Source organism: Moritella sp. 28 (assembly GCF_018219435.1).
Taxonomy (GTDB): domain Bacteria; phylum Pseudomonadota; class Gammaproteobacteria; order Enterobacterales; family Moritellaceae; genus Moritella.
In genome coordinates, this window is sequence record NZ_CP056121.1 from 155,635 (window position 1) to 170,843 (window position 15,209).

Consider the following 15,209-nt stretch of genomic DNA (forward strand, 5'->3'; position numbering starts at 1 on the left):
GAGGAATTAGTAATGGAATTGGTATTGAAAGACGCACAAGGTGCTCTTGAAGTTTCAGAAACTACCTTCGGACGTGAGTTTAATGAAGCTCTGGTTCACCAGGTAGTTACAGCGTATGCTGCTGGCGCGCGTCAAGGTACTCGTGCACAGAAAAACCGTTCTGACGTTGCAGGTGGTGGTAAGAAACCATGGCGTCAAAAAGGTACTGGTCGTGCTCGTGCAGGTACTGCAAGCAGCCCGATCTGGCGTAAAGGTGGTGTAACTTTTGCTGCGCGTCCACAGGACCACAGCCAAAAAGTTAACACTAAGATGTACCGTGGAGCGATCAAAAGCATCCTTTCTGAATTGGTACGTCAAGAGCGTCTTATTGTTGTTGAGCAGTTCGCTGTTGAAACACCTAAGACTAAAGAATTAGTTGCTAAACTTAAAGACTTCGATCTGAACGACGTTCTAATCGTAGGTACTGAAGTTGATGAGAACTTATTCTTAGCTGCTCGTAACCTTTACAAAGTTGATGTTCGTGATGTTGCTGGTATTGATCCAGTTAGCTTAATCGCGTTCAACAAAGTTGTTATGACTGCTGCAGCAGTTAAGCAGATTGAGGAGAACTTAAAATGATCAGTGAAGAACGTTTATTGAAAGTTATCCTAGCGCCACATATCTCTGAAAAGAGCACTATGTCTGCTGAAAACAACAACACAATCGTTTTCAAGGTTGCACTAGATGCAACTAAAGCTGAAATTAAAGCAGCTATTGCAAAACTTTTTGAAGTTGAAGTTAAAAATGTAAGCACATTGGTACTGAAAGGTAAAACTAAGCGCACTGGCGCTCGTTTTGGCCGTCGTTCAGACATCAAAAAAGCTTATGTTACTCTAGCTGACGGCGCTGACATCGATTTCGGCAGTGCTGAATAATCAAGGGGATTCTGAATAATGGCTATTGTTAAGTGTAAGCCTACTTCTCCAGGTCGTCGCCACCTTGTTAAGGTAGTGAACCCGGATTTGCATAAAGGCAAACCACATGCTCCACTTTTAGAGAAAAAATCTAAATCTGGTGGCCGTAATAATAACGGTCGTATTACTGTTCGTCATCACGGCGGCGGTCATAAGCAACATTACCGTATCATTGACTTAAAACGTAATGATAAAGATGGTATCCCTGCAACTGTTGAACGTCTGGAATATGATCCAAACCGTTCAGCAAACATTGCACTTGCTCTTTACGCAGATGGTGAACGTCGTTACGTTCTAGCTGCTAAAGGTATGCAAGCTGGTGATATTATTGTTTCTGGTGTTGATGCAGCTATTAAAGCTGGTAACACATTACCAATGCGTAACATCCCAGTAGGTACAACTGTACACGCTGTGGAAATGAAGCCAGGTAAAGGTGCTCAAATTGCACGTTCTGCTGGTACATACGTACAAATCATTGCACGTGACAACTCATACGTTACTCTACGTCTTCGCTCTGGCGAAATGCGTAAAGTATTAGTAGATTGTCGTGCAACGATTGGTGAAGTTGGTAACTCTGAACACATGCTTCGCCAACTTGGTAAAGCTGGTGCTAGCCGCTGGCGCGGTGTTCGCCCAACAGTACGTGGTGTTGTAATGAACCCAGTTGATCACCCGCACGGTGGTGGTGAAGGTCGTACTTCAGGTGGCCGTCATCCGGTATCACCTTGGGGTGTGCCAACTAAGGGTTACAAAACTCGTAAGAACAAGCGTACTGATAAACTTATCGTACGTCGTCGCAACAAGTAATTTTATAGAGGTATCACCATGCCACGTTCTCTCAAGAAGGGTCCTTTCATAGACCTACACTTGCTGAAGAAGGTAGAGAAAGCGGTGGAAAGCGGGGAAAAAAAACCAGTTAAGACTTGGTCCCGTCGTTCTATGATCATTCCAAATATGATTGGTCTGACCATCGCTGTCCATAATGGTCGTCAACATGTACCAGTTTTCGTTACTGACGAAATGATTGGTCATAAGTTAGGCGAATTCGCACCGACTCGTACTTATCGCGGCCATGCTGCAGATAAGAAAGCTAAAAAGCGTTAGGAGAAATTAGATGGAAGCATTAGCTAAACACCGTTTCGCCTCAGGCTCTCCACAGAAAGCACGTTTGGTCATTGACCTTATCCGTGGTTTACCAGTGGACAAGGCTCTTGAAGTTTTAACTTTCAGCACTAAAAAAGCTGCTGTACAAGTTAAAAAAGTTCTTGAGTCAGCTATCGCAAACGCTGAACACAACGAAGGTGCGGATATTGATGAGTTAGTAGTAGCTACAGCGTTTGTTGACGCTGGCCCTACTATGAAGCGCATCATGCCACGTGCTAAAGGTCGTGCAGATCGCATCTTGAAGCGTACTAGCCACATCACAATTGTTGTAGCAACACGCTAAGAGACTAGGAGAAAACAATGGGTCAGAAAGTTCATCCAAATGGTATTCGCCTAGGTATCACCAAGCAGTTTAATTCTACTTGGTTTGCGAATACTAAAGACTTCGCCGACAACTTGTACGGTGATTTCGAAGTACGTCAGTTTTTAACTAAAAAACTGAAAAATGCATCTGTTTCACGTATCGTTATCGAACGTCCAGCGAAAAGCATCCGTGTGACTATTCACACTGCTCGTCCTGGTGTTGTTATCGGTAAGAAAGGCGAAGACGTAGAAAAACTACGTAATGCTATCGCTAAGATGACTGGTACTTCTGCACAAATCAATATCGCAGAAATCCGTAAGCCTGAACTTGATGCTAAATTAGTAGCTGAAGGTATCGCTTCTCAACTTGAACGTCGTGTTATGTTCCGTCGCGCTATGAAGCGTGCAGTACAAAATGCAATGCGTTTAGGTGCTAAGGGTATTAAAGTTCAAGTAAGCGGTCGTTTAGGCGGCGCAGAAATCGCTCGTGCTGAATGGTATCGTGAAGGCCGTGTGCCTCTACATACACTTCGTGCAGATATCGATTACTCAACTGCAGAAGCTCTTACAACTTACGGCATCATTGGTGTGAAAGTTTGGATCTTTAAAGGTGAAGTTCTAGGTAAGCTACCGCTTACTCAAGAAGTTGAAGCACCTTCTAAGCCTAAACGTCGCAGTCGTGGCCCTAAAGCTGCTAAATAGGAGACTCTGATATGTTGCAACCAAAACGCATGAAGTTCCGCAAAATGCACAAAGGCCGTAACCGCGGTCTTGCAAAAGGCGGAAACGTAACTTTCGGCGAATTCGGTCTTAAAGCTACTGGTCGTGGTCGAATTACTGCTCGTCAAATCGAAGCAGCACGTCGTGCTATGACTCGTCACGTTAAGCGTCAAGGTCAAATCTGGATCCGTGTGTTCCCAGACAAGCCTATTACACAAAAGCCGCTTGAAGTACGTCAAGGTAAAGGTAAAGGTAGCGTTGAGTATTGGGTTTGCCAAGTACAACCTGGCAAAATCCTTTATGAAATGGCTGGAGTTCCTGAAGAATTGGCTCGTGAAGCATTCAGCCTAGCTGATGCGAAACTTCCAATTTCTACAACTTTCGTAACTAAGACGGTAATGTAATGAACGCTAGCGAACTTAAACAAAAAAATGTTGAAGAGCTAAACGCTGAGTTACTTAACCTACTACGTGAGCAATTTAACTTACGTATGCAGTTAAGTACTGGCCAACTAGCACAAACGCATTTAATCAAAAATGTACGTCGCGATATCGCGCGTGTTAAGACCATCCTGAACGAAAAGGCGGGTGTATAATATGAGCACTATTCGTACTGTACAGGGTCGTGTTGTTAGCAACAAAGGCGATAAAACTATCGTTGTTGCAGTAGAACGTAAAGTGAAACATCCGTTATACGGTAAGTTCATCAAGCGTACTACTAAACTACACGCACATGATGAGAATAACGAATGTCAACTAAATGATGTTGTAACTATTCGTGAAACTCGTCCAGTGTCTAAGCTTAAAACTTGGGCATTAGTAGAAGTATTAGTAAAAGCTTAATTTTAAGTTTATACTGATCTTCTTATGATAACGGCCCCTATATAGGGGTCGTTTGTTTTTTAGTCGATTCCCGTTGCTTTTTTCAAAGCCGTGGTGTTATAATGCGCCACCTCTTGAAAGAGAGGGGACTCATTTAATCCATGTTGGGTTAGATGAAATTATTGCGGAGCACTAATAATGATCCAAATGCAGTCTACGTTGGACGTAGCCGATAACTCAGGCGCACGTCGCGTTCAGTGTATCAAGGTCCTAGGTGGTTCGCACCGCCGCTATGCGCGTGTTGGTGATATCATCAAAGTTTCTGTGAAGGAAGCAATTCCTCGCGGAAAAGTAAAAAAAGGTGATGTTCTGAACGCAGTGGTTGTGCGTACTAGGTCAGCAATCCGTCGTACAGACGGTGCAGCTATCCGTTTCGACCGTAACGCAGCAGTTATGCTTAATGCTAACGGCGCGCCGATCGGTACTCGTATCTTTGGCCCAGTTACTCGTGAACTACGAACTGATCAGTTCATGAAAATCGTATCTCTGGCACCAGAAGTACTATAAGGAACGAAAAATGGCAGCTAAAATTTTAAAAAATGATGAAGTTATCGTTGTTGCAGGTAAAGATGCTGGTAAACAAGGCAAAGTTACTGAAGTAAGAGCAGACGGTAAAATATTCGTTGAAGGCGTTAATCTTATCAAGAAACACCAAAAGCCAAACCCACAATTGGGCGTAGCTGGCGGTATTGTTGAGAAAGAAGCAGCTTTAGACGCATCAAACGTGGCACTATTCAACCCTGCAACTAGCAAGGCTGACCGTGTCGGTTTCCGATTTGAAGACGGCAAAAAAGTACGTTTCTTCAAATCTAATAATGAACTTGTTTAATTGGAGTTAACTGTGGCGAAACTGCATGAATACTACAAAGAGACGATAGCGCCTGAACTTAAAACTAAGTTCGGCTATAAATCTATCATGCAAGTCCCTCGGATTGAAAAGATCACCCTTAATATGGGTGTGGGCGAAGCAATCAATGATAAAAAAGTATTAGAAAATGCTGCTGCTGATATGGCTGCAATTTCTGGTCAAAAACCATTGATTACTAAAGCTCGTAAATCCGTTGCTGGCTTTAAAATCCGTGAAGGATATCCTATTGGTTGTAAAGTTACCCTACGTGGCGAGCGTATGTGGGAATTCCTTGAGCGCCTAATCGGTATCTCAATTCCACGTATTCGTGATTTCCGTGGCCTGAACCCTAAATCGTTCGATGGTCGTGGTAACTATAGTATGGGTGTTCGCGAGCAAATCATCTTCCCAGAAATCGATTACGATAAAATCGATAAAATTCGTGGTATGGATATTACTATCACTACTACTGCGAATTCTGATGAAGAAGGTCACGCTCTGCTGACTGCCTTTAATTTCCCATTCCGTAAGTAAGGTAGGGTCATGGCTAAGCAATCAATGAAAGCGCGCGACGTAAAACGCGCGAAGCTAGTAAAAAAATACGCTGAGAAACGTGCTGAATTAAAAGCAATCATCTCTGGTGTAAATACTTCAGACGAAGATCGTTGGAATGCAGTTCTTAAATTGCAATCGTTACCTCGTGATTCTAGTGAAAGTCGTCAGCGTAATCGCTGTAACATCACTGGCCGCCCTCATGGCTACCTACGTAAGTTCGGCTTAAGCCGTATCAAACTACGTGAGCACATGATGCGTGGTGAAGTTCCAGGTCTTAAAAAGGCTAGTTGGTAAGTCACTAATTTCGGGAGTATACGAAAATGAGCATGCAAGATCCTATTGCGGATATGCTAACACGCATCCGTAACGGTCAGTCAGCCTCTAAGGTTGCAGTTAAAATGCCTTGTTCTAAGCAAAAAGTTGCATTAGCAGCTGTGCTTAAAGAAGAAGGTTACATTAATGGTTACGCTGTTTCAGGTGAAGTGAAAGCTGAACTTGAAGTGTCTTTGAAGTATTTCGAAGGCAAAAACGTAATCGAAAAAATTGAGCGCGTTAGTCGCCCAGGTTTACGCATCTACAAAGGAAGTAATGATCTTCCTAAAGTGATGGGTGGCTTAGGTGTTGCTATCGTTTCTACTTCTAAAGGCATGATGTCTGACCGTGCAGCTCGTAAAGCTGGCATCGGTGGCGAGATCATCTGCTACGTTTCTTAAGGGGTTATATATGTCTCGTGTTGCTAAAGCACCCGTTGCCATCCCTGCAGGCGTAGAGATCTCTCTAAATGGTCAGGAAATCACTGTTAAAGGCGCTAAAGGCACTTTAACTGCTGTTGTTAATTCATCTGTTGTTCTTACAATCGCTGATGAAAAAGTTTCTTTTGGTCCTGTTGAAGGCGTAAAAGATGCTTGGGCTCAAGCTGGTACAGCTCGTGCTAACGTTAACAACATGGTTAAAGGTGTAGCTGAAGGTTTTACTAAAACTCTTCAACTAAATGGTGTTGGTTACCGTGCAAACGTTAAAGGTTCTGATGTGAACCTAACGTTAGGTTTCTCACATCCTGTAGTATATAACCTTCCTGAAGGTGTTACTGCAGTTTGCCCAAGCCAAACTGAAATTGTTATTACTGGCGCTGACAAACAATCTGTTGGTCAAGTTGCAGCTAACATTCGTGCATTCCGTCCGCCTGAACCTTATAAAGGTAAAGGTGTTCGTTATTCTGATGAAGTTGTGCGTCGTAAAGAAGCCAAGAAAAAGTAGGGTAATACTATGGATAAGAAATCTGCACGTCTTCGTCGCGCAACTCGCGCACGTAAGAAAATGCAAGAATTGGGTGCTACACGTTTAGTGATTAACCGCACTCCAAGCCATACTTATGCACAGGTTATTACACCGAATGCGGAAGTATTGGTTTCTGCTACAACAACAGAAAAAGCAGTTCGTGAAATGATCAGCTATGGTGGTAACGTTGAAGCAGCTAAAGTAATCGGTAAATTGGTTGCTGAGCGAGCTATCGAAAAAGGCGTTACTAAAATTGCTTTCGATCGTTCAGGTTTCCAATATCACGGTCGTGTTGCAGCACTAGCTGATGCCGCTCGTGAAGCTGGCCTTCAGTTCTAAGGCAGGAGTAGGAAATGTCTAAAGTTGAAAACCAAACAGGTGATCTGCAAGAGAAATTAATTGCAGTTAACCGTGTTTCAAAAGTTGTTAAAGGTGGTCGTATCTTCAGTTTCACTGCTCTTACAGTAGTGGGTGACGGTAACGGTCGCGTTGGTTTTGGTTATGGTAAAGCACGTGAAGTACCAGCTGCTATTCAAAAAGCAATGGAAAAAGCGAAACGCAATATCGTAAGCATTGAACTAAATGGTGTGACTCTTCAACATCCAATTAAGGGTCGTCATTCTGGTTCTAAAGTATTCATGCGTCCAGCATCAGCTGGTACAGGTATCATTGCCGGCGGTGCAATGCGTGCAGTACTAGAAGTTGTAGGCATCCATGACGTACTTTCTAAATGTTACGGTTCTACTAACCCAATTAACGTTGTACGAGCTACAATTGGCGCGCTTACTGGTATGTCATCACCAGAACAAATCGCTGCTAAACGTGGTCTACCTGTTAAAGAAATTCTGGGGTAATAAACCATGGCTAAAATTAAAGTAACTCAAACTAAAAGTGCAATCGGTCGTTTACCTAAACACCGTGCGACACTTGTTGGTTTAGGCCTTCGTAAAATCAACCACACTGTTGAATTGGAAGATACAGCATGTGTACGTGGTATGATTAATAAAGTAGCTTACATGATTAAAGTGGAGGAAGCGTAATGTTTTTAAATACTCTATCTCCAGCAGCTGGTTCTAAGCCAAGCGCTAAACGTGTAGGCCGCGGTATCGGTTCTGGTCTAGGCAAAACTTGTGGTCGTGGTCACAAAGGTCAAAAATCGCGCTCAGGCGGCGGTATTCGACCTGGTTTTGAAGGCGGTCAAATGCCTTTGAAACAACGTCTACCTAAATTCGGTTTCACTTCACGTAAGCAGCTAGTAACAGCTGAAGTACGTTTAAATGAAATCGCTAAAGTTGAAGGTGATGTTGTTGATTTAAACACACTTAAAGCAGCTGGTCTTGTTACTAAAAACATCCAGTTTGTTAAAGTTGTTTTATCTGGTGAAATCACTCGACCAGTTACTATTCGTGGCATTAAAGCTACGAAAGGTGCTGTTGAAGCGATTGTTGCTGCAGGCGGTCAAATCGAAGGATAGTACAAATGGCTAAAAAACCAGGATTGGAAACGAATAAATCTCAAGGTGGCTTATCAGAATTGAAAAGTCGTTTATGGTTCGTGTTAGGTGCAATTATTGTATTTCGCGCAGGATCTTTTGTTCCGATCCCTGGTATTGATGCCTCTGTACTTGCTACGCTTTTTGACTCGCAAAAGGGTACCATCTTAGAAATGTTTAACATGTTCTCTGGTGGTGCGCTTGAGCGTGCGTCTATTTTTGCGTTGGGTATTATGCCGTATATTTCGGCCTCTATTATCATACAGTTATTAACTGTTGTTAATCCTACACTTGCCGAATTGAAAAAAGACGGTGATGCAGGACGACGTAAAATTAGCCAGTATACCCGTTACGGAACATTGTTCTTAGGTACTTTCCAGGCTATTGGTATTGCAAAAGGCTTACCTAACATGGTTGATGGACTTGTCCATAATCCAGGGTTAAGTTTTTACTTTACTGCTGTAGTTAGTTTAGTAACTGGTACTATGTTCTTAATGTGGTTAGGTGAACAAATTACCGAACGCGGTATTGGTAATGGTATCTCAATATTAATTTTTGCAGGTATTGTTGCTGGTATGCCGCCAGCTATCGGACAAACGGTTGAGCAGGTTATCGATGGTAACCTTCACGGCCTGTTATTGTTAGTGTTAGCTGGTGTTGTTTTTGCTGTTACATACTTTGTTGTATTTGTAGAGCGCGGTCAGCGTAGAATTGTGGTAAACTACGCAAAACGCCAACAAGGACGACGTGTTTTTGCAGCTCAAAGCACGCATTTACCGTTAAAGCTTAATATGGCCGGTGTTATTCCAGCTATTTTTGCTTCGAGTATAATTTTGTTTCCTGGAACGCTTGCACAATGGTTCGGTCAGAATGAAAGTTTATCTTTCCTTACTGACATTTCCTTGGCTCTACAGCCAGGACAACCTTTGTATGTAATGCTTTATGCAGCAGCAATTATCTTCTTCTGTTTCTTCTATACAGCGTTGGTATTTAACCCACGTGAAACGGCAGATAACTTGAAGAAGAGCGGGGCGTTCATCCCAGGTATTAGACCAGGCGAACAAACTTCAAGGTATATAGACAAAGTAATGTCACGATTAACTCTAGCGGGTTCTTTGTATATTACATTTATTTGTTTAGTACCATTGTTCATGACACAAGCTATGGGTGTGCAGTTCTACTTCGGTGGTACGTCATTACTTATTATGGTTGTGGTAATCATGGACTTTATGGCTCAAGTTCAAACCCATATGATGTCTCATCAATATGGTGATGTTCTTAAAAAAGCTAATTTAAAAGGCTACGGTCGCTAAATTAGTTTGAGCATGTCCTATAACAGTTACGGAGTAAGAAATGAAAGTTCGTGCATCTGTTAAAAAGATTTGTCGTAATTGCAAAGTGATTAAACGTCACGGCGTAGTACGCGTAATCTGTGTTGAACCAAAGCATAAACAACGCCAAGGTTAGACAATAATAGAAACTTGGGCTAGATTTATTAATCTATTCCCAAGTTTCTATTGCAATACATCTCTCTTCTGAGTATCCTTACGGGCTTTTCGAAGAGTGCAAAATTTTTTTAAACCCTTAATTGGAGTGGTATAGTGGCCCGTATAGCCGGCATTAACATTCCTGATCAAAAGCATACAGTCATTGCCCTGACTGGTGTTTTCGGTATTGGTGCAACACGTGCGAAAGCAATCTGTGCTGCAACTGGTATCGCTGAAACAGCTAAGATCAGAGAGCTAGAAGAAGCTCAACTAGAACTTCTTCGCGAAGAAGTAGGTAAATACACTGTAGAAGGTGACCTACGTCGTGAAGTAAGTATGAATATCAAGCGTCTGATGGACCTCGGTTGTTACCGTGGTATTCGTCACCGTCGCAGCTTACCTCTACGTGGTCAACGCACTAAAACAAATGCGCGCACCCGTAAAGGTCCGCGTAAAGCTATCAAGAAATAGGAGCTGACGAGTAATGGCTAAAACTCCAACTCGCGCTCGTAAGCGCGTTAAAAAGCAAGTTGCTGACGGTATTGCACACGTTCATGCTTCTTTCAATAACACTATTGTGACAATCACAGATCGCCAAGGTAATGCTTTATCTTGGGCAACTGCAGGCGGCTCAGGCTTCCGTGGTTCTCGTAAGTCAACTCCATTCGCTGCGCAGGTTGCTGCTGAGCGTGCTGGTGAAATGGCTAAAGAGTACGGTCTTAAAAATTTAGAAGTTATGGTTAAGGGCCCTGGTCCTGGTCGTGAATCTTCTATTCGTGCATTGAATGCGATTGGTTATAAAATTACTAACATCACTGATGTTACACCAATCCCTCACAATGGTTGTCGTCCACCTAAAAAGCGTCGCGTATAACGTTTTTAGGAATATTGGAGAAAGAACATGGCTAGATATTTGGGCCCAAAGCTCAAGCTTAGTCGTCGTGAAGGTACAGATCTTTTCTTGAAAAGTGGCGTACGCGCGATTGAATCTAAGTGTAAAATTGATAACGCACCTGGTGTACATGGTGCTCGTAAACCTCGTCTATCTGACTACGGTTTACAACTACGTGAAAAGCAAAAAGTTCGTCGTATGTACGGTGTACTTGAAAAGCAATTCCGTAACTTATATAAAGAAGCTGCTCGTCTAAAAGGCAACACTGGTGAAAACCTACTTGCTTTATTAGAAGGCCGTCTAGATAACGTTGTTTATCGTATGGGCTTTGGTTCAACTCGTGCGGAATCGCGCCAGTTAGTAAGCCACAAAGCAATCGTTGTAAACGGTAAAGTTGTAAATATCCCTTCTTACAAAGTGAAAGTTAACGATACAGTTAGCATTCGCGAGAAGGCTAAGAAGCAAGCTCGTATCGCTTCAGCTCTTGAAATTTCAGAGCAGCGCGAGAAAGCATCTTGGGTTGAAGTTGACAGTAAGACACTTGAAGGCGTTTTCAAACGTGTTCCTGAGCGTTCTGATCTGTCTGCAGACATCAACGAACAGCTTATTGTTGAACTTTACTCTAAGTAAGGTTAACTTCATAAGAGAGGACATACATGCAGGGTTCTGTAACAGAATTTCTAAGACCAAGACTTGTTGATATTGAGCAAATTAGCTCAACACGTGCCAAGGTAACACTTGAACCGTTAGAGCGTGGCTTTGGTCACACTCTAGGTAATGCTTTACGTCGTATTCTACTTTCTTCTATGCCAGGTTGTGCTGTAACAGAAGTTGAGATCGACGGCGTACTCCACGAGTACAGCAGTAAAGAAGGCGTTCAAGAAGATGTTCTTGAAATTCTTCTTAACTTGAAAGGTCTTGCAATCAAACTTGAAGGCAAAGACGAAGCGTTACTAACTTTAACTAAGTCAGGTACAGGTCCTGTATTGGCAGGTGACATCACTCATGATGGTGATGTTGAGATTATTAATCCAGAACACGTGATTTGTAATTTAACCGGTCAAGCAGATATCAGTATGCGTATTCGTGTTGCAAAAGGTCGTGGTTACGTACCTGCTTCTGCACGTGTACACGCTGATGATGAAGAGCGCCCTATCGGTCGTTTGCTTGTTGATGCTGCATTCAGCCCTGTAAGCCGTATTGCTTACAATGTTGAATCTGCTCGTGTTGAGCAACGTACTAACCTTGATAAGTTAGTAATCGATATGGAAACTGATGGAACATTAGATCCTGAAGAAGCTATTCGTCGTTCTGCTACAATTCTGGCTGAACAGCTTGATGCTTTCGTTGATCTTCGTGATGTAACGGAACCAGAGCAGAAAGAAGAGAAACCAGAGTTCGATCCGATACTGCTACGTCCTGTTGATGATTTAGAACTTACTGTTCGTTCAGCTAACTGCCTAAAAGCAGAAGCAATTCACTATATTGGTGATCTTGTTCAGCGTACTGAGGTTGAGTTACTTAAAACGCCTAACCTTGGTAAGAAATCTTTAACTGAAATTAAAGATGTTCTAGCTTCACGTGGTCTTTCTCTAGGTATGCGCCTAGAAAACTGGCCGCCTGCAAGTATTGCGGACGAATAGTAAACACTAGTCAAAAGATTTTTGTAAGAAGGATAAGTTCATGCGCCATCGTAAGAGTGGTCGTCAACTAAATCGTAACAGTAGCCACCGTCAGGCTATGTTCCGTAATATGGCATGTTCTTTAGTTAGCCACGAGATCATTAAAACGACTCTGCCTAAAGCTAAAGAATTACGTCGTGTAGTTGAGCCTCTAATTACACTTGCTAAAACGGATAGCGTAGCTAACCGTCGTCTAGCATTTGCTCGTACCCGCAGCGATGAAGTTGTAGGTAAACTATTTAAAGAATTAGGCCCACGTTTCGAAAACCGTTCAGGCGGTTACACTCGAATCTTAAAATGTGGTCTACGTACTGGCGATAAAGCTCCTATGGCTTACATCGAACTAGTAGATCGTCCAGCTGTTGAAGCTGCTGACGAAGAATAGTATTAGAAGCCAGAGCTCACGCTCTGGCTTTTTTATTGCTCTTAATTATCCTTTGAATAATTCCTAATTCCTAATTCCTAATTCCTAATTCCTAATTCCTAATTCCTAATTCCTAATTCCTAATTCCTAATTCCTAATTCCTAATTCCTCCTAGATTTTTTTCTGATGTTGAAAATACCTTTCTTCTTATTCGTTAATACCGATAATTTAAAAATGTCTCTTATTTATGTCTACTGAATAGTTTGTTGTAGTAATAGACAGAATTTAAACTGCTTATTAACGAGTTTCATTTGTTTTTGTCTGGTATATGCCTAGATTGTTCGCTTTTTAATCTCATTATGTTTTTTTAATATTTATTGTAATTAACGCTTGCCAATGTGATCCATATCTCTATAATGCGACCTCACTGACACGGCAACAGCCGCTCAGTATGCTCTTTAACAATTTATTCAAGCAATCTGTGTGAGCACTTGCAGAGATATAATGACCAAAAATTATATCAATGTAATTGTGAACATTAAATTAAATCGAAAGATTTGGTTTTATAAACAACAAACCTCGGTTTGTTGTTGAAGTACAGAATTCATTGAGCCGACTTAATCAACATCGTTGATTAGTCAAAAAACTTTTAATTGAAGAGTTTGATCATGGCTCAGATTGAACGCTGGCGGTAGGCTTAACACATGCAAGTCGAGCGGAAACGAAGAATAGCTTGCTATTCTGGCGTCGAGCGGCGGACGGGTGAGTAATGCTTGGGAATCTGCCTAGTCGAGGGGGACAACAGTTGGAAACGACTGCTAATACCGCATACGACCTACGGGTGAAAGGGGGCCTCTTCTTGAAAGCTCTCGCGACTAGATGAGCCCAAGTGGGATTAGCTTGTTGGTGAGGTAAGAGCTCACCAAGGCGACGATCCCTAGCTGGTCTGAGAGGATGATCAGCCACACTGGAACTGAGACACGGTCCAGACTCCTACGGGAGGCAGCAGTGGGGAATATTGCACAATGGGGGAAACCCTGATGCAGCCATACCGCGTGTATGAAGAAGGCCTTAGGGTTGTAAAGTACTTTCAGCGAGGAGGAAAGGCAGTAGATTAATACTCTACTGCTGTGACGTTACTCGCAGAAGAAGCACCGGCTAACTCCGTGCCAGCAGCCGCGGTAATACGGAGGGTGCAAGCGTTAATCGGAATTACTGGGCGTAAAGCGCATGCAGGCGGTTTGTTAAGCGAGATGTGAAAGCCCCGGGCTCAACCTGGGAACTGCATTTCGAACTGGCAAACTAGAGTTCTTGAGAGGGTGGTAGAATTTCAGGTGTAGCGGTGAAATGCGTAGAGATCTGAAGGAATACCAGTGGCGAAGGCGGCCACCTGGCAAGTAACTGACGCTCAGATGCGAAAGCGTGGGTAGCAAACGGGATTAGATACCCCGGTAGTCCACGCCGTAAACGATGTCTACTCGGAGTTTGGTTCCTTGAGAACTGGGCTCTTAAGCTAACGCATTAAGTAGACCGCCTGGGGAGTACGGCCGCAAGGTTAAAACTCAAATGAATTGACGGGGGCCCGCACAAGCGGTGGAGCATGTGGTTTAATTCGATGCAACGCGAAGAACCTTACCTACTCTTGACATCCATAGAACTTTTCAGAGATGAATTGGTGCCTTCGGGAACTATGAGACAGGTGCTGCATGGCTGTCGTCAGCTCGTGTTGTGAAATGTTGGGTTAAGTCCCGCAACGAGCGCAACCCTTATCCTTATTTGCCAGCACGTAATGGTGGGAACTCTAAGGAGACTGCCGGTGATAAACCGGAGGAAGGTGGGGACGACGTCAAGTCATCATGGCCCTTACGAGTAGGGCTACACACGTGCTACAATGGCGCATACAAAGGGCTGCAAACCAGCAATGGTAAGCGAATCCCATAAAGTGCGTCGTAGTCCGGATTGGGGTCTGCAACTCGACCCCATGAAGTCGGAATCGCTAGTAATCGTGAATCAGAATGTCACGGTGAATACGTTCCCGGGCCTTGTACACACCGCCCGTCACACCATGGGAGTGGGCTGCACCAGAAGTCATTAGCTTAACCTTCGGGAGGGCGATGACCACGGTGTGGTTCATGACTGGGGTGAAGTCGTAACAAGGTAGCCCTAGGGGAACCTGGGGCTGGATCACCTCCTTACGTAAAGTTGTTAATTTTTGTAAGTGCCCACACAAATTGCTTGAATAGAAACGTTAAAGACAGTCTTATGAAAATAAGACAACGTTTGGGATGAAATCCAAACGTAGAAAGTAAATAGTGTCCCGTTCGTCTAGAGGCCTAGGACACCGCCCTTTCACGGCGGTAACACGAGTTCAAATCTCGTACGGGATACCATCTTTCTTCTGTAAGGAAGATGGAGTATTTTTTCTTTCTGATTAAAAATCAAAGCTAAGCAGCGAATGCTTATCTTTGCTTTTTAGCAAATTGCTCTTTAAAAATTTGGAAAGCTGAATAAATAAAGAAGTTCTTAAAACACGTTATTACTTCGGTAATAACAATATAGTGTTCTTGAGTATTCTTGAGGCGAAAAAAACT

26 protein-coding genes, 1 tRNA gene and 1 rRNA gene are annotated in these 15,209 nt (G+C 43.0%); all 28 read left to right on the top strand.

The features are described 5' to 3' along the window. Positions 1-12 precede the first annotated feature (12 nt). The 28 genes from rplD to HWV02_RS00810 all read left to right on the top strand — a co-directional run bounded on the left by rplD (position 13) and on the right by HWV02_RS00810 (position 15,008). Positions 13-618 (top strand): 50S ribosomal protein L4, encoded by a 606-nt coding sequence (gene rplD / locus HWV02_RS00675; RefSeq protein ID WP_211678076.1) that lies wholly within the window; start codon positions 13-15, stop codon positions 616-618. Continuing rightward, entirely contained in the window at positions 615-914 is a 300-nt protein-coding gene (gene rplW / locus HWV02_RS00680) for a 50S ribosomal protein L23 (RefSeq protein ID WP_019442262.1), read from the top strand. Before rplD ends, rplW begins: the two co-directional genes overlap by 4 nt. A gap of 18 nt (positions 915-932) precedes the next feature. Continuing rightward, positions 933-1,760: a 50S ribosomal protein L2 gene (gene rplB, locus HWV02_RS00685; RefSeq protein ID WP_211673644.1), complete on the top strand. Its 828-nt coding sequence runs from the start codon at positions 933-935 to the stop codon at positions 1,758-1,760. Positions 1,761-1,778: 18 nt separating this feature from the next. Then, positions 1,779-2,057: a 30S ribosomal protein S19 gene (gene rpsS, locus HWV02_RS00690; protein ID WP_019442264.1), complete on the top strand. Its 279-nt coding sequence runs from the start codon at positions 1,779-1,781 to the stop codon at positions 2,055-2,057. A 10-nt stretch (positions 2,058-2,067) separates the two neighbouring features. Next, on the top strand, positions 2,068-2,400 hold the full coding sequence (gene rplV, locus HWV02_RS00695) for a 50S ribosomal protein L22 (protein ID WP_045112216.1): 333 nt from the start codon (positions 2,068-2,070) through the stop codon (positions 2,398-2,400). Positions 2,401-2,417: 17 nt separating this feature from the next. Next, positions 2,418-3,122 carry a 30S ribosomal protein S3 gene (gene rpsC, locus HWV02_RS00700; RefSeq protein ID WP_019442266.1) on the top strand — a complete coding sequence of 235 codons (705 nt, stop codon included), beginning with the start codon at positions 2,418-2,420 and terminating at the stop codon, positions 3,120-3,122. A gap of 11 nt (positions 3,123-3,133) precedes the next feature. After that, positions 3,134-3,544, top strand: coding sequence for a 50S ribosomal protein L16 (gene rplP, locus HWV02_RS00705; protein ID WP_019442267.1), 411 nt, complete (start codon positions 3,134-3,136; stop codon positions 3,542-3,544). Then, a complete protein-coding gene (rpmC, locus tag HWV02_RS00710) occupies positions 3,544-3,735 on the top strand; it encodes a 50S ribosomal protein L29 (RefSeq protein WP_006034643.1) in 192 nt (63 codons plus the stop codon). Before rplP ends, rpmC begins: the two co-directional genes overlap by 1 nt. A gap of 1 nt (position 3,736) precedes the next feature. After that, a complete protein-coding gene (gene rpsQ, locus HWV02_RS00715; RefSeq protein WP_017223593.1) occupies positions 3,737-3,982 on the top strand; it encodes a 30S ribosomal protein S17 in 246 nt (81 codons plus the stop codon). Positions 3,983-4,159: 177 nt separating this feature from the next. Further along, positions 4,160-4,528 carry a 50S ribosomal protein L14 gene (gene rplN, locus HWV02_RS00720; protein WP_211673645.1) on the top strand — a complete coding sequence of 123 codons (369 nt, stop codon included), beginning with the start codon at positions 4,160-4,162 and terminating at the stop codon, positions 4,526-4,528. A 10-nt stretch (positions 4,529-4,538) separates the two neighbouring features. Further along, complete coding sequence (rplX, locus tag HWV02_RS00725) at positions 4,539-4,850, top strand: 50S ribosomal protein L24 (RefSeq protein ID WP_101060770.1); 312 nt, start codon at positions 4,539-4,541, stop codon at positions 4,848-4,850. Positions 4,851-4,862: 12 nt separating this feature from the next. Beyond that, positions 4,863-5,402: a 50S ribosomal protein L5 gene (gene rplE, locus HWV02_RS00730; protein WP_211673646.1), complete on the top strand. Its 540-nt coding sequence runs from the start codon at positions 4,863-4,865 to the stop codon at positions 5,400-5,402. A 9-nt stretch (positions 5,403-5,411) separates the two neighbouring features. Beyond that, a complete protein-coding gene (rpsN, locus tag HWV02_RS00735; protein WP_045112212.1) occupies positions 5,412-5,717 on the top strand; it encodes a 30S ribosomal protein S14 in 306 nt (101 codons plus the stop codon). A gap of 26 nt (positions 5,718-5,743) precedes the next feature. After that, complete coding sequence (gene rpsH, locus HWV02_RS00740; protein WP_045112211.1) at positions 5,744-6,136, top strand: 30S ribosomal protein S8; 393 nt, start codon at positions 5,744-5,746, stop codon at positions 6,134-6,136. Positions 6,137-6,146: 10 nt separating this feature from the next. After that, a complete protein-coding gene (rplF, locus tag HWV02_RS00745) occupies positions 6,147-6,680 on the top strand; it encodes a 50S ribosomal protein L6 (protein WP_211678077.1) in 534 nt (177 codons plus the stop codon). A gap of 9 nt (positions 6,681-6,689) precedes the next feature. Next, the gene (rplR, locus tag HWV02_RS00750; protein WP_019442274.1) at positions 6,690-7,040 is read left to right on the top strand and encodes a 50S ribosomal protein L18; all 351 of its coding nucleotides are present in this window, start codon (positions 6,690-6,692) and stop codon (positions 7,038-7,040) included. A 14-nt stretch (positions 7,041-7,054) separates the two neighbouring features. After that, positions 7,055-7,555 (top strand): 30S ribosomal protein S5, encoded by a 501-nt coding sequence (gene rpsE, locus HWV02_RS00755; RefSeq protein WP_067046255.1) that lies wholly within the window; start codon positions 7,055-7,057, stop codon positions 7,553-7,555. A gap of 6 nt (positions 7,556-7,561) precedes the next feature. Beyond that, on the top strand, positions 7,562-7,741 hold the full coding sequence (rpmD, locus tag HWV02_RS00760) for a 50S ribosomal protein L30 (RefSeq protein ID WP_045112208.1): 180 nt from the start codon (positions 7,562-7,564) through the stop codon (positions 7,739-7,741). Beyond that, on the top strand, positions 7,741-8,175 hold the full coding sequence (rplO, locus tag HWV02_RS00765) for a 50S ribosomal protein L15 (RefSeq protein ID WP_045112207.1): 435 nt from the start codon (positions 7,741-7,743) through the stop codon (positions 8,173-8,175). Before rpmD ends, rplO begins: the two co-directional genes overlap by 1 nt. A 5-nt stretch (positions 8,176-8,180) precedes the next feature. Next, positions 8,181-9,506 carry a preprotein translocase subunit SecY gene (gene secY / locus HWV02_RS00770; protein ID WP_211673648.1) on the top strand — a complete coding sequence of 442 codons (1,326 nt, stop codon included), beginning with the start codon at positions 8,181-8,183 and terminating at the stop codon, positions 9,504-9,506. A 40-nt stretch (positions 9,507-9,546) separates the two neighbouring features. Then, positions 9,547-9,660: a 50S ribosomal protein L36 gene (rpmJ, locus tag HWV02_RS00775; RefSeq protein ID WP_011770886.1), complete on the top strand. Its 114-nt coding sequence runs from the start codon at positions 9,547-9,549 to the stop codon at positions 9,658-9,660. Between the two features lie 134 nt (positions 9,661-9,794). After that, positions 9,795-10,151 carry a 30S ribosomal protein S13 gene (gene rpsM / locus HWV02_RS00780; protein WP_045112204.1) on the top strand — a complete coding sequence of 119 codons (357 nt, stop codon included), beginning with the start codon at positions 9,795-9,797 and terminating at the stop codon, positions 10,149-10,151. Positions 10,152-10,164: 13 nt separating this feature from the next. Continuing rightward, positions 10,165-10,554 carry a 30S ribosomal protein S11 gene (rpsK, locus tag HWV02_RS00785; RefSeq protein ID WP_017223604.1) on the top strand — a complete coding sequence of 130 codons (390 nt, stop codon included), beginning with the start codon at positions 10,165-10,167 and terminating at the stop codon, positions 10,552-10,554. Positions 10,555-10,581: 27 nt separating this feature from the next. Continuing rightward, positions 10,582-11,202 carry a 30S ribosomal protein S4 gene (rpsD, locus tag HWV02_RS00790; RefSeq protein ID WP_045112203.1) on the top strand — a complete coding sequence of 207 codons (621 nt, stop codon included), beginning with the start codon at positions 10,582-10,584 and terminating at the stop codon, positions 11,200-11,202. A gap of 26 nt (positions 11,203-11,228) precedes the next feature. Next, positions 11,229-12,215, top strand: coding sequence for a DNA-directed RNA polymerase subunit alpha (rpoA, locus tag HWV02_RS00795; RefSeq protein WP_045112202.1), 987 nt, complete (start codon positions 11,229-11,231; stop codon positions 12,213-12,215). A 40-nt stretch (positions 12,216-12,255) separates the two neighbouring features. Then, the gene (gene rplQ, locus HWV02_RS00800; RefSeq protein ID WP_019442281.1) at positions 12,256-12,639 is read left to right on the top strand and encodes a 50S ribosomal protein L17; all 384 of its coding nucleotides are present in this window, start codon (positions 12,256-12,258) and stop codon (positions 12,637-12,639) included. Between the two features lie 629 nt (positions 12,640-13,268). Next, positions 13,269-14,813, top strand: a 16S ribosomal RNA gene (locus tag HWV02_RS00805). 119 nt (positions 14,814-14,932) lie between these two features. Then, a tRNA-Glu gene (locus HWV02_RS00810) sits at positions 14,933-15,008 on the top strand. The last annotated feature ends 201 nt before the right edge of the window (positions 15,009-15,209 follow it).

Coding starts and splice junctions, on each gene's coding strand:
- rplR (WP_019442274.1), top strand. CDS start 6,690: ATGGATAAGAAATCTGCACGTCTTCGTCGCGCAACTCGCGCACGTAAG.
- rpoA (WP_045112202.1), top strand. CDS start 11,229: ATGCAGGGTTCTGTAACAGAATTTCTAAGACCAAGACTTGTTGATATT.
- rpsD (WP_045112203.1), top strand. CDS start 10,582: ATGGCTAGATATTTGGGCCCAAAGCTCAAGCTTAGTCGTCGTGAAGGT.
- rplF (WP_211678077.1), top strand. CDS start 6,147: ATGTCTCGTGTTGCTAAAGCACCCGTTGCCATCCCTGCAGGCGTAGAG.
- rplD (WP_211678076.1), top strand. CDS start 13: ATGGAATTGGTATTGAAAGACGCACAAGGTGCTCTTGAAGTTTCAGAA.
- rpsC (WP_019442266.1), top strand. CDS start 2,418: ATGGGTCAGAAAGTTCATCCAAATGGTATTCGCCTAGGTATCACCAAG.
- secY (WP_211673648.1), top strand. CDS start 8,181: ATGGCTAAAAAACCAGGATTGGAAACGAATAAATCTCAAGGTGGCTTA.
- rplB (WP_211673644.1), top strand. CDS start 933: ATGGCTATTGTTAAGTGTAAGCCTACTTCTCCAGGTCGTCGCCACCTT.
- rpsH (WP_045112211.1), top strand. CDS start 5,744: ATGAGCATGCAAGATCCTATTGCGGATATGCTAACACGCATCCGTAAC.
- rpmD (WP_045112208.1), top strand. CDS start 7,562: ATGGCTAAAATTAAAGTAACTCAAACTAAAAGTGCAATCGGTCGTTTA.
- rpsN (WP_045112212.1), top strand. CDS start 5,412: ATGGCTAAGCAATCAATGAAAGCGCGCGACGTAAAACGCGCGAAGCTA.
- rpmJ (WP_011770886.1), top strand. CDS start 9,547: ATGAAAGTTCGTGCATCTGTTAAAAAGATTTGTCGTAATTGCAAAGTG.
- rpsS (WP_019442264.1), top strand. CDS start 1,779: ATGCCACGTTCTCTCAAGAAGGGTCCTTTCATAGACCTACACTTGCTG.
- rpmC (WP_006034643.1), top strand. CDS start 3,544: ATGAACGCTAGCGAACTTAAACAAAAAAATGTTGAAGAGCTAAACGCT.
- rplX (WP_101060770.1), top strand. CDS start 4,539: ATGGCAGCTAAAATTTTAAAAAATGATGAAGTTATCGTTGTTGCAGGT.
- rplV (WP_045112216.1), top strand. CDS start 2,068: ATGGAAGCATTAGCTAAACACCGTTTCGCCTCAGGCTCTCCACAGAAA.
- rpsE (WP_067046255.1), top strand. CDS start 7,055: ATGTCTAAAGTTGAAAACCAAACAGGTGATCTGCAAGAGAAATTAATT.
- rplQ (WP_019442281.1), top strand. CDS start 12,256: ATGCGCCATCGTAAGAGTGGTCGTCAACTAAATCGTAACAGTAGCCAC.
- rplN (WP_211673645.1), top strand. CDS start 4,160: ATGATCCAAATGCAGTCTACGTTGGACGTAGCCGATAACTCAGGCGCA.
- rplP (WP_019442267.1), top strand. CDS start 3,134: ATGTTGCAACCAAAACGCATGAAGTTCCGCAAAATGCACAAAGGCCGT.
- rpsQ (WP_017223593.1), top strand. CDS start 3,737: ATGAGCACTATTCGTACTGTACAGGGTCGTGTTGTTAGCAACAAAGGC.
- rplW (WP_019442262.1), top strand. CDS start 615: ATGATCAGTGAAGAACGTTTATTGAAAGTTATCCTAGCGCCACATATC.
- rpsK (WP_017223604.1), top strand. CDS start 10,165: ATGGCTAAAACTCCAACTCGCGCTCGTAAGCGCGTTAAAAAGCAAGTT.
- rplO (WP_045112207.1), top strand. CDS start 7,741: ATGTTTTTAAATACTCTATCTCCAGCAGCTGGTTCTAAGCCAAGCGCT.